The sequence below is a fragment of the Microcystis sp. LE18-22.4A genome, assembly GCF_027531105.1.
GTDB lineage: Bacteria > Cyanobacteriota > Cyanobacteriia > Cyanobacteriales > Microcystaceae > Microcystis > Microcystis aeruginosa.
This window is the reverse complement of record NZ_JAPZRB010000122.1, coordinates 1-12063: the sequence shown is the minus strand read 5'-3', so window position 1 is coordinate 12063 and position 12063 is coordinate 1. Positions and strand designations below refer to the sequence as shown.

Below are 12063 nucleotides of genomic sequence, written 5' to 3'. Positions count from 1 at the left end.
GGATCATCGAGTGGAAAGTACGCTAGGGTTAGAAATTATCGAAGTGGTCGAACAGGCTGCCATTGCCTCCTCGAAGTGGATGGGTAAAGGCGAAAAAAATATCGCCGATCACGTCGCTGTAGAAGCGATGCGCGAACGGATGAATAAAATTCATATGCGCGGTCGCATCGTTATTGGAGAAGGGGAAAGAGACGAAGCTCCCATGCTCTATATTGGCGAAGAAGTGGGTATCTGTACCCAAGTTGATGCCAAACAATATTGTAATCCCGACGAATTAGTCGAAATCGATATCGCCGTCGATCCCTGCGAAGGCACTAACTTGGTTGCCTACGGTCAAAATGGTTCTATGGCCGTGTTAGCTATCTCCGAAAAAGGTGGGTTATTCGCCGCTCCTGACTTTTATATGAAAAAATTAGCCGCTCCCCCAGCAGCTAAAGGTCATGTGGATATTAATAAATCGGCGACGGAAAACCTGAAAGTCCTTTCCGATTGTCTCAATCGTTCGATCGAAGAACTGGTGGTAGTAGTTATGGATCGTCCCCGTCACAAGGAATTAATCCAAGAAATCCGCAACGCTGGGGCCAGAGTTCGTCTGATCAGCGATGGTGACGTATCGGCCGCTATTTCCTGCGCTTTTTCGGGAACTAATATTCATGCTCTCATGGGTATCGGTGCCGCTCCGGAAGGGGTAATCTCGGCGGCGGCTATGCGTTGTCTAGGCGGTCACTTTCAGGGACAATTAATCTATGATCCCGAAGTGGTCAAAACCGGTTTAATCGGCGAAAGCCGCGAGGGTAATCTCGCTCGTCTGCAAGAAATGGGCATCACTAATCCCGATCGCGTTTACGGTTGCGAAGAATTAGCCAGTGGCGAAACCGTCCTCTTTGCCGCCTGTGGGATCACCCCCGGCACCCTGATGGAAGGGGTCCGCTTCTTCCATGGTGGCGCTCGTACCCAAAGCTTGGTGATCTCCACCCAATCGAAAACCGCTCGCTTTGTCGATACCGTTCACCTGTTCGACCAACCCAAATACATTCAACTGAGATAATTCTCTGACCCGGTGGGGTGGGCATGGCTCACCTCGCCCCCATTGGTAAAAATATATAAAGTTTTTTTTCAAACATCTTTTATTTGCATCCCGATTGGGACTAAATTGCAACAATTAGAGACATAACGCACTGATCTTTATCAATAATTTTTGTAGCCTGAGCAACATTTGTAGGAGAACATAAATGAATATTGCTGTAGTGGGCTTGAGTCACAAGACAGCCCCTGTGGAAATTCGCGAAAAATTGAGTATCCCGGAAGCGAAAATCGAGTCCGCCCTTACCCACCTCAAGGGTTATCCCCACATCCAAGAGGTGGCGATTATCAGCACCTGTAACCGTTTGGAGATCTACGCCGTGGTTACGGATACGGAAAAGGGCGTGGTGGAAATTACCCAGTTTCTCGCTGAAATCGGGCATATTCCCCTTAATGTCCTGCGTCGTTACCTGTTTACCCTGCTGCATCAGGATGCTGTCCGTCATCTGCTGCGGGTGTCGGCCGGTTTAGAAAGTCTTGTCCTCGGTGAAGGGCAAATTCTCGCGCAAGTTAAAAATACCCATAAATTAGCCCAGAAGTACAATACTATTAGCCAGTTACTCGATCGCCTGTTTAAACAAGCGATGACTGCCGGTAAACGCGTCCGCACGGAAACCAGCATCGGCACGGGAGCCGTATCGATCAGTTCGGCGGCGGTGGAGTTAGCCCATGCTAAGGTGACAGACCTCAGCAGCAAGAAAATCGCTATTATCGGGGCAGGGAAAATGTCCCGATTATTAGTTACTCACCTTCTGGCTAAGGGTTCTCAGCAAATTGCGATCGTCAATCGCTCCCAAAGACGGGCCCAGGAGTTGGCCCGTGAATTTCCTAACCTACCGCTGCAACTATATGGCTTAGAAGAGATGATGACTACCGTAGCGGCATCGGATATCGTCTTTACCAGTACCGGAGCCACGGAACCAATTTTAACTAAAACTTTATTGACAGAAGTGACGATTTCTGCTAACTCGCTGATGTTAATCGATATTTCCGTTCCCCGCAACGTCCATACCGACGTGAAGGAATTGGCACAAGTGCAAGCTTTTAACGTCGATGATCTCAAAGCGGTGGTTGCCGCCAATCAGGAAAGTCGCCGTCAGATGGCCAGGGAAGCAGAGGCACTCCTAGAGCAGGAAGTGGAAGCTTTCGAGCTTTGGTGGCGTTCTTTGGACACTGTCCCGACAATTAGCTGTTTAAGAAGCAAAATTGAAGATATTCGCGAACAGGAATTAGAAAAGGCCCTCTCCCGTTTGGGGACGGAATTCGCCGAAAAACACCAAGAAGTTATCGAAGCAATGACCCGCGGTATCGTCAATAAAATCCTTCACGAACCCATGGTACAACTGCGCGCCCAACAGGATATCGAAGCGCGTAAGCGCTGTTTACAATCCCTGCAAATGCTCTTTAATCTCAGTGTCGGAGAAGAATATAGTTAGGGGCCGACAATTGACAAAAATTAAGGGCGATTCTATGGGTCTGTTAAGATGATTTTGAGGGATTGGGGGTGAATAATTTGGCAAGATTCCCCTATCCACAATTTCAAGATTGACAGACCAATAGACTTTTGGCTGTGGAAATGCGGTAATTATGCCCAAATTGAGGGGGTGTTAAAGCGATGGAAGTGGGATAGAGGAGGGTGTGGGACCGCAGGGAGCGGTATAATTGATAGTTAGGCTGTTAAAAACTGAGTTCTCTCTTTCACAGATTTGTCATCAATCCCATTGTTAGCTTGTTATACTTGGAAAAGCATACTAAGCCTGAGTAATATGGAAAACCTTGCAGAAAAAGTAGCCTTAGCAGAAAAAGTAGCCTTACTCGAAAAAGCAGTCTCAGATGAGAGAAAAAGGCTGTCGTCTGATAGACTTGACATTTCTTTTGGGGAGTTGATCAGCCTATACAAAAATAATGAATTAATAATTAGACCAGAGTATCAGAGATTATTCCGATGGTCAGAAGCACAAAAAACTGCACTTATAGAATCAATTCTACTCTCGATTCCAATTCCTCCAATATTTGTGGCCGAGGATAAAAACGGTGTATGGGAATTAGTCGATGGATTGCAACGTGTTTCTACTTTCATAAGTTTTTTTGGTGAACTAAAAGGTAGTGGATGGACAATTGACTATCAAGAAGATATAGACAGATCAGGAGTCGAAGAAGAAGAAATTGATGAGGAAAGCGGGGAAGAAACTGGGGGGATAAAAACTATAAATAAATGGACTTTGCAAGAAGGAGGATTGGTCAAAAGCTTGCAAGGCTTTAATATTGATAATCTTCCAACAAATCTAAAAATAAACTTGAAAAGGGCTGTTTGTAGAGTTGAAATTTTGAGAGGAGAAAGTAGCACTTCCATGAAGTATGAGTTGTTTAAACGACTCAACTCTGGAGGTTCAAAATTAACTCCACAAGAGATAAGAAATGCAATTTATCGAGGGGTTAATCCCAGGCTTAACGAGCTTTTACTAAAAGTTAGTCAAAGCACAGTTTTCAAATCTCTTACTCAATTAAGTAGTGGCAAACTTAATGAATTATATGATCAAGAATTAGTTCTTAGGTTTTTTGCTTTCTACAAAAATGCTGAAAATGTTAATGAAAATATGGAGAAGTTTTTAAACGATTTTATGGAGGAAACTGTTCAGGACGCTAGTTTTAAATATGATGTTTATGAATCTCTCATCATGAGAGTTTTAGAGTTAATTTACCAAATAGAAGACAAAAAGATATTTAGAAACGAGAGAAACTTTTTTGTTCCAGCTTATTTTGAGGGGATATTAATCGGAGTTGCTCAAAATATCGAGACGTATGCTGAAGACCTTGAACTTTTGAAATCAAAGATAACACAATTAAAAAGTGACGACGACTTCAAAAGATATTCTGGGACCGCTTCTAATAGTAGAAGTCGGATTAGAAATCGTCTTAAAAGAGTAGATGAAATTTTTAAATAATAAACTTAGCAATAGACTATGGATGATTTTGATAGGGCATTGCAAGAGATTATTGAAGAGAGAATATCTGTTCTTTTCGAAATTGAGAGAGCAATTTTTACGAGAAGGTACTCTCTATCTTCAAAGCATCAAGACATTTTCTCAACTCAATCAATATCGATGATTTATTCTTTATGGGAAAGCTTTATCCAAAAATCTTTCAACCTCTATATTGATGAACTTAATAATGTTGGCAGAGATCTTCATGATTTTTGCGATGAAATAGTTATTCACCACATGGAAAACTCCTTTAAACAGTTCAAGGAATATCCTACAAATGACAATAGAAAAGTAAGGTTTTTTGCTTCACTTAAAGAGTTTCACGCTGGGGATAGCTGCACTTTTTCAAGAGTTGTTAATACCGAGAGTAATGTTGGTTTCAACGTCTTAAACAAATTACTCAAAAGCTTTGCACTTGAAAAGTTTCCAGAACATTGGAAGGATTATGCACATCCGAATCCTAATTTAAAGGAATCCTTAGAGTTATTTCTGCGGTTACGCAATGCTGTAGCTCATGGAGGTGATTTAGCACCAGAGGATAGGATTAACCAGGAAGTCTATACCAGATTTAAGAAGTTGGTGACAGATTTGATGTATGAAATCCGATTGAAAATGTTGTATGGTCTTAAACATAAAACATTCTTAAAGTCGCAGTAGCATATTGTAATAAATAGCAGGTAATAGTAATTAGCTGTAGCTGTAGGGTGCGTTCCCTGATGCAAGTCCTACTGCTCCACCAATAGATTTTTGGGAACGCACCATGCTCATTTATTGAAGCTGTGAGTCTAATGGGACTTAAACACAAAACCGAACTTTTTTTAGCTATAATCAAGTCATAGTGGGACTTAGACAAAAAACAAATCGATAAAAGCCTCAACTCCAATCCCCGCTTGGGATTTACTTCGAGAAGCTCACAATCGCTGAAACCCAGACAGATCAAGGAAAATCATAAATCGAGGTTAACCCTTTGTCCCGTAATGGTTTGAGCCTTTTTTGCTGACCGAAAACGCCTAAGTCCCAATAGAAGGTTTTTGCGTCATTTTTAACTAATGTAACAAGCAGATGACGTATCCCTAATTAAGTGCTAGTCTGGCAGAAGATATTATGTTGCTTAGACTTGCAGTAATTTTCTCAAATGTCAATAGCTAATTAATTACAGCCTTTCTTCTCAAGGTAAAGCATAGACTAATCCTTGCCAATTAGGTATTTCAGATGCGAGAAATAACCTCATGTATATGGTAAACGATGTATCCACAAGTGAGGAATAGGAAAATGTCCAGTGATAATAAAAACAATAGTTTAATCGTACAGATTATTAGTTCTGTTATTATAGCCCTTCTTGCTGGAGCGACAGCCCCCTGGTGGTGGCAAGAAATTAAATCTTTTTTTGCTGGTAAATCACCGGAACCGACACCAATACCAACCCCTACATATACGCCACCACCAACACCGGCACCAATACTAAACCCTACATATACGCCACAGAAAACCTCAATTAATATAGCTTATGCCGGGGATAATTTTGGATGTGTTCTGCCCATAGCTGTCAACATTAGTGGTGAATATTTTTATCCGCAAGGAAATTTTTCTACTATAAATAATATTGACTTAGGACAACAAAGATATCAAATAACTGGACAAATTCGTTGTCAAACTATTGGCAATTGTCAAGTCTATGGGGAAGGGGTAATTAATGTAATACCAAATAATACCTACTATGTGATTTGGCAAAATAAAAGTATAGGTCAATGTACTGCACGTTTGCAATAACCTTGCTTGTTGCTCGGCAAAATATCAAGATCTCCTTTTTCCTTTTTCTCTTGAAACTGACTCCCGAATTATACTGTATGAGCTAACGACTAAGCGTGATAATTTTTTGAAAATCTCTTTGAATAATGGCAAAATTTTTGTCAGTTAAAAGCGGCACATGAACGAATAAAGCTCTCGGATGATGTTTTAAGACTTGAAAATATAATTCTTCGCAGACAAACTGACCGGCATTATCGCTGATATAGCTATAGGCAAGCTCTTTGACAAAATCCTTAAGAGGAATTGGTGTCAATAACTTTTTTGTGCTACTCCTAGCCTGAGATTCTAAACTTAAACGATAACGATTTTCTGCCATGCCACAACAAATAACGAAATCAGGCTTTTTGTCTTGAATAGCTTTGATAACTCGTTCACTGGCTCGATGGGTATTAACGGGAAGTTGACGCAAAAATAAAAGCTTTTTTGGATAATTATCTTGAATGGATACTAACAAATCATCGGAGGAATTACTCCGGTGATGGCATAACCAAGGCGCAAAAGAAGTTAAGAGAATTGTCAAGTTATCTCCTGATAGTTAATTGGGATGATCAACAAAAAAGCGAGCGAGGGGACAAAAATTGCTACAATAACTGACGTGACCTCAATTAAAGACGAGATTGATATCCTATGCAACGCCGTAAATTTTTGCTGATCAGTGGCAGTTTAGGCGGTTTTAGCTTGGTAGCTTGCGCTCATCAAATTTTACAGCCCGTTACTTCCAAAAATCCCCCTGAGTCGGCTGTTAAACAAGCACAAAAGGCGAAAAAAGTCAAGATAATTGTGATTAGTGACCTTAATAGTCAATACGGTTCCACAACTTACGATCCCGAAATCGATCGAGCTATCCCTTTAATTATCAATAATAAACCCGATCTGGTCCTCTGTGGTGGCGACATGGTGGCGGGACAAAAAAGCAGCTTGACAGAGGCAGCAATTAACGCCATGTGGTCAGCCTTTGATCGCCATATCGCCGCGCCCCTGCGAGCTGCTAAAATACCTTTTGGTTTTACCATCGGTAATCATGACGCTTCTGGAGCTTTATCGGCAGGAAAATTTATCTATGCTCAAGAGAGAAAATTAGCCCAAGATTATTGGCAAAACCCCCAACATGATACAAGTTTAAATTTTATCGATAAAACCGGCTTTCCTTTTTATTATACTTTCACTCAAAATGGTATATTCTATCTAGTTTGGGATGCCTCCACTCATTTAATCTCTCAGGAACAACTAAATTGGGCAGCAAAAAACTTGAGTAGTAGCGACGCTAAAAATGCTAGGATGCGGCTAGTAATCGGTCATTTACCCCTCTACGGTATTGCCGTGGGCAGAAATCGACCGGGGGATTATTTAGCCGATGCCGAGAAATTAAGAGCGTTTTTAGAGGGCCATCAGGTGCATACTTATATTAGTGGCCACGCTCACGCTTACTATCCGGGTAAACGGGGGCAATTACAATTATTACACGCGGGAGCTTTAGGCAGTGGACCGCGACGGTTATTGAACAGTGAACAAGCGCCCAGAAAAACCCTAACAATTGTCGATATTAATCCCCATCAACAGGAAACAGTTTACACCACCTACGACATGAAAACCCAAGAGGCGATCAATATTACCAGTTTACCTCCTTTGATTATGGCTCCCAACGGGCAGGTTTTACGTCGAGATATTCCATCGGTTAACTAGAAAGGAATTCCCCTAATGGCCACTGTCATCAGCACCGTTAATATGAAAGGAGGAGTAGGAAAAACTACCCTTACCGTCAACCTTGCCACCTGTTTAGCTAAATTTCAGCAAAAACGAGTCCTTGTCCTCGATTTAGACGCTCAAATCAGTGCGACTCTTAGCTTAATGTCTCCCCACGAATTCGCTCAACTGCGTCGCAAAAAACGCACTTTAAGCTATTTATTAGAAGCAATTATCAAACCCAATCCCTACAATAAATTAACTATTGATGATATTATTGTCCCTTCAGTCTGTGAAATACAAGGCTTAGATCTACTGCCGGGAGACATCGAACTTTATGATGAATATGTCGTCTCAGAAACCCTGCACCACCAAGCAATTTTACAGGAAGATTTAGGCTTTGATCATGCTTGGAATAACCTGGAAAGAATCTTAATTCAAAAAATCATTGATCCCATTCAAGACCGTTACGATTATATTATCATGGATTGCGCTCCAGGCTATAATCTTTTAACTCGTAGTGGTCTATGTAGCAGTCATTTTTATTTACTACCTGCCCGTCCCGAACCTTTATCAATTGTCGGCATTCAGCTATTAGAAAGAAGAATAGTTAAACTGAAAGCTAGTCATCAAGAAACCGCACCGATTAACCCCGGTTTACTCGGTATAGTTTTTATTCTTTCCGGTGGTGGTTTACTCAGTCGCTACTATAATCAAGTCATGCGCCGGGTACAACAGGATTTTCAAGCCCATCAAATTTTTGCTAATGCGATTCCTATGGATGTTAATGTAGCTAAAGCTGTGGATATGTTCGTGCCTGTGGTGGCAGCTATGCCCTCTTCTAGTGGTTCCAAAGCTTTTATGAAACTCACAGAAGAATTCTTGATGAAAGCCAAAAAATAGGAGATAATTACTATGGTCATTGAGTGGTTAGAATTTCAAGTTAAACCCGAAGCTAGGGAAAAATTTATCCAAAAAGATCAAGAAATTTGGACAAAGTTTTTAGCAAAACAACCTGGTTTTTTAGGTAAGGAGCTTTGGATTAATCCCGCCATCGAGGAAGAATTAATTATCGTTGTCCATTGGCAAACACAAGAACAGTGGAAAGCTATCTCCAAAAATTTACTTGATGACACCGAAGCCAAATTTTCCCTAGCCATGGGAAAAGATAATTATCAACTGCTCAAAGTCAAGGAATTTCAGGTCAGAAAATTTCGAGAAAATTTTCAGAACAATTTAGGCTCTCTGGGGACATGATCAAAAATCAATTCATCTTTTTGTCCCCTCTCAACCTAGCCAAACTTGTCCTGAGGGGCTAAAGTGTGCTATAAGCAGTCAGAGTCTTTATTCTTTCTGATTAGGTAAATTACTGATGACTGAAGCTAAACGCGCCCTAATTACCGGCATCACCGGCCAAGATGGTTCCTATCTGAGCGAATTATTATTAGAAAAAGGTTATCAAGTCCACGGTATCATCCGTCGTACCTCCACCTTTAACACCGATCGCATCGATCATATCTACACTGACCCCCACCAGCCCGATACTAAATTATTTCTTCATTATGGCGACCTCACCGACGGCACGACCCTGCGGCGTATCCTCGAACAAGTGCAACCAGTAGAAGTGTATAATTTAGGGGCCCAATCCCATGTGCGAGTTAGTTTTGATGCCCCAGAATACACCGTCGATGCTGTGGGGGTGGGGGTCTTAAGATTACTAGAAGCAATTCGGGATTACCAAAAAAGAACCGGCATCGAAGTCCGTTTCTATCAAGCAGGTTCCTCGGAAATGTTCGGGAAAGTCATGGAAGTTCCCCAAAAAGAAACCACGCCATTTTATCCCCGCAGTCCCTACGCTTGTGCGAAAGTTTACGGTCACTGGCAAACGGTCAACTATCGGGAATCCTACGACTTATTTGCCTGTAACGGCATTTTATTTAACCATGAATCCCCCCGTCGTGGAGAAACTTTTGTCACGCGCAAAATTACCCGCGCTTTGGCCCGAATTATTGCCGGACAACAGAAAAAACTTTATTTAGGAAATCTCGATTCTAAACGGGATTGGGGTTATGCTAAGGATTATGTGCGGGCGATGTGGTTAATGTTACAACAGCAAGAACCAGATGATTATGTAGTGGCGACAAATGAAACCTATTCTATCCGGGAGTTTCTCGATATTTCTTTCCAATACGTTAATTTAAATTGGCAGGATTATGTGGAGTTTGATGAACGTTATTTGCGTCCAGCGGAAGTGGATTTATTGATAGGAGATTCCACAAAAGCCAGAGAGAAATTAGGTTGGCAGCCGTCGGTAACGTTCGAGGGACTGGTAAAATTAATGGTAGATGCGGATTTAGCGGCTTTGGGGATTAATCTTAATAACGGTGGTGATAGCGGACAGTTATTAAAAGATTTGGCTTATCTTCGCAATCGTTCAATGACAACTGTGGATTAAAGAGGTAAAAATATGCTGAATTTAAGCGAACAAAGAATCGTCGTCACCGGGGGGGCTGGATTTTTAGGTCGGCAAGTAGTTAATCAATTAATTGCAGCGGGGGCAAATCCCGAAAAAATTACAATTCCTCGGTCTAAAGATTGTGATTTAAGAGTTTGGGAAAACTGTCAACGTTTAGCCGACCAAGAAGATTTAATTATCCATTTGGCGGCCCATGTGGGAGGCATCGGTCTCAATCGGGAAAAACCCGCCGAATTATTCTATGATAATTTGATGATGGGAACCCAATTAATTCACGCTGCCTATCTAGCAGGAGTGCAAAAATTTGTCTGTGTGGGGACAATTTGTGCCTATCCAAAATTTACTCCAGTACCTTTCCGTGAAGACGATTTATGGTCAGGATATCCCGAAGAAACCAATGCGCCATACGGTATCGCTAAAAAGGCTTTATTGGTACAATTAGAGTCCTATCGTTTGCAGTATGGTTTCAACGGAATTTATCTTTTACCGGTGAATTTATACGGGCCAGAGGATAATTTTGATCCGGGTAGTTCCCATGTAATTCCTGCTTTAATTCGCAAGGTTTATGAGGCACAACAACGGGGGGATAAACAACTTCCTGTCTGGGGAGATGGTAGTCCAACCCGGGAGTTTCTCTACTCCACCGATGCAGCGCAAGGCATTGTCATGGCCAGCCAATTCTATAATGAATCAGACCCGGTTAATCTTGGTACAAATTATGAGATTTCTATCAAAGATTTAGTCGAATTAATCTGTGATTTAATGGGTTTTGATGGCGAAATTGTTTGGGAAATAGATAAACCGAATGGTCAACCGCGACGCTGTTTAGATACAACCCGCGCTAAGGAAAAATTCGGTTTTGTTGCCCAAATGGAATTTAAAGAAGGTTTGCAAAAAACCATTGAATGGTATCGGCAAAACGCCGCTTAGTCCAGATAGCTGGTGTGTTAGATAAATAACTAACACACCAGATTTTTTTTAGGTTACTGACCGGTAAAATCAGAACGAAGGGTTAATTTTAAATCTTCCTTGGGGTTAATTGACAATAATTCCACCGATTCTCCTCGTAATAACCAACCGGCTAATACTTCTAATCCTCCTCCTCGTAATAATCCCTCGCTAACCGGTTGGTCAGAAGTAAAAGAAGCGAGGACAGAAGCGGCGGATTTTCCTAATACTGCACCCTGAATAATTTTGTCGGGGTTAACTCCTTTAATTAGCTTTTCTAGACGAGTGAAAACTGCCGAAATAGCATCAATAGATTTTTCTTGGGGTTGACGGGTTTTTAAAAAGATTTTTTGGGATAAAAAACGCGAACCTTGACCATCAGGTTTAATTTCTCCGATAATCTGACTACCATCGGGAATAATTGTCTGTCCTTGGGAATTTTTGATATTATCGGTGACGGTCAGAGATAAAGAAAAAGTTTCTTGTTTGGTTAAAAGAATTTTTTCCCCTTGCTCGTATTTTACAGGGATGTCTGTGCCGGCAGGAATTAATTGAGCATTCCCCAAAGGAATCGGTTTAATCGGGTTAATTGGGGCGAATTGACGCGCGATCGCAGGAGTCAAGGAGAGGGAGACCACAACGAAAGAAGCACTTAAAAGCATTGTTAATAGGTTCAGAGGATGATGACGACCCTGCTTTTGAAAATATAGCATCTTACCCTTGAGTTTCCTAGTGGGAGCGAATTAAAGACAGAGACGAAAGCGGAAAAAAGTTTGTTTCCAAGCAAGAAAATGCGGGAAAAAGGAGAATTTTAGCAAAAAATAACTGAGATTTCCTACTAATTGCCAGTTATTAGTTTATTTGGTCTATTGAAACGCCAAAACTCTTGATTTGTCCGCAGTTCTTAGTTTGGCACGGTTAATGGGGAACAATAACTATTTAGGGTTAGCTGAATAAATCTAAAAACCTTGTTGGGTAAGACTTTTAGACTTTTTGTCAATCAAAAAGTACCAGATATGGGAGTGGTCGGGGGGAAAATCCCTGGACTTTTTCCCTGAAAATTAGGTAATTTACCCGATG

General features: G+C 41.4%; 12 protein-coding genes. 10 read left to right on the top strand and 2 right to left on the bottom strand.

The window, feature by feature from the left end:
• Positions 1 to 10 precede the first annotated feature (10 nt).
• The 5 genes from glpX (at position 11) to O9295_RS05305 (ending at position 5837) form a co-directional block, all read left to right on the top strand.
• Positions 11 to 1048: a class II fructose-bisphosphatase gene (glpX, locus tag O9295_RS05325; RefSeq protein ID WP_002756310.1), complete on the top strand. Its 1038-nt coding sequence runs from the start codon at positions 11 to 13 to the stop codon at positions 1046 to 1048.
• Between the two features lie 184 nt (positions 1049 to 1232).
• A complete protein-coding gene (locus tag O9295_RS05320) occupies positions 1233 to 2519 on the top strand; it encodes a glutamyl-tRNA reductase (protein WP_002757965.1) in 1287 nt (428 codons plus the stop codon).
• Positions 2520 to 2849: 330 nt separating this feature from the next.
• Entirely contained in the window at positions 2850 to 4028 is a 1179-nt protein-coding gene (locus O9295_RS05315; RefSeq protein WP_288032207.1) for a DUF262 domain-containing protein, read from the top strand.
• A gap of 18 nt (positions 4029 to 4046) precedes the next feature.
• Entirely contained in the window at positions 4047 to 4724 is a 678-nt protein-coding gene (locus tag O9295_RS05310) for an MAE_28990/MAE_18760 family HEPN-like nuclease (RefSeq protein WP_288032205.1), read from the top strand.
• A gap of 615 nt (positions 4725 to 5339) precedes the next feature.
• Positions 5340 to 5837, top strand: a complete 498-nt coding sequence (locus O9295_RS05305; RefSeq protein WP_061433281.1) for a hypothetical protein — start codon at positions 5340 to 5342, stop codon at positions 5835 to 5837.
• Positions 5838 to 5919: 82 nt separating this feature from the next.
• Here O9295_RS05305 and O9295_RS05300 read toward each other — a convergent pair whose 3' ends face one another.
• Positions 5920 to 6396, bottom strand: coding sequence for a pyroglutamyl-peptidase I family protein (locus O9295_RS05300; RefSeq protein WP_288032204.1), 477 nt, complete (start codon positions 6394 to 6396; stop codon positions 5920 to 5922).
• 107 nt (positions 6397 to 6503) lie between these two features.
• Between O9295_RS05300 and O9295_RS05295 the strand changes: the two genes are divergently transcribed.
• The 5 genes from O9295_RS05295 (at position 6504) to O9295_RS05275 (ending at position 10965) form a co-directional block, all read left to right on the top strand.
• The gene (locus tag O9295_RS05295) at positions 6504 to 7559 is read left to right on the top strand and encodes a metallophosphoesterase family protein (RefSeq protein WP_288032202.1); all 1056 of its coding nucleotides are present in this window, start codon (positions 6504 to 6506) and stop codon (positions 7557 to 7559) included.
• 15 nt (positions 7560 to 7574) lie between these two features.
• Entirely contained in the window at positions 7575 to 8462 is an 888-nt protein-coding gene (locus tag O9295_RS05290; protein ID WP_079208659.1) for a ParA family protein, read from the top strand.
• A 12-nt stretch (positions 8463 to 8474) separates the two neighbouring features.
• On the top strand, positions 8475 to 8816 hold the full coding sequence (locus O9295_RS05285; RefSeq protein WP_147070886.1) for a TIGR03792 family protein: 342 nt from the start codon (positions 8475 to 8477) through the stop codon (positions 8814 to 8816).
• A 115-nt stretch (positions 8817 to 8931) separates the two neighbouring features.
• Complete coding sequence (gene gmd, locus O9295_RS05280; RefSeq protein WP_002798501.1) at positions 8932 to 10014, top strand: GDP-mannose 4,6-dehydratase; 1083 nt, start codon at positions 8932 to 8934, stop codon at positions 10012 to 10014.
• 12 nt (positions 10015 to 10026) lie between these two features.
• Positions 10027 to 10965 (top strand): GDP-L-fucose synthase family protein, encoded by a 939-nt coding sequence (locus O9295_RS05275; RefSeq protein ID WP_002798500.1) that lies wholly within the window; start codon positions 10027 to 10029, stop codon positions 10963 to 10965.
• A gap of 53 nt (positions 10966 to 11018) precedes the next feature.
• Here O9295_RS05275 and O9295_RS05270 read toward each other — a convergent pair whose 3' ends face one another.
• Positions 11019 to 11696, bottom strand: coding sequence for a hypothetical protein (locus O9295_RS05270; RefSeq protein WP_149989508.1), 678 nt, complete (start codon positions 11694 to 11696; stop codon positions 11019 to 11021).
• Positions 11697 to 12063: the final 367 nt, after the last annotated feature.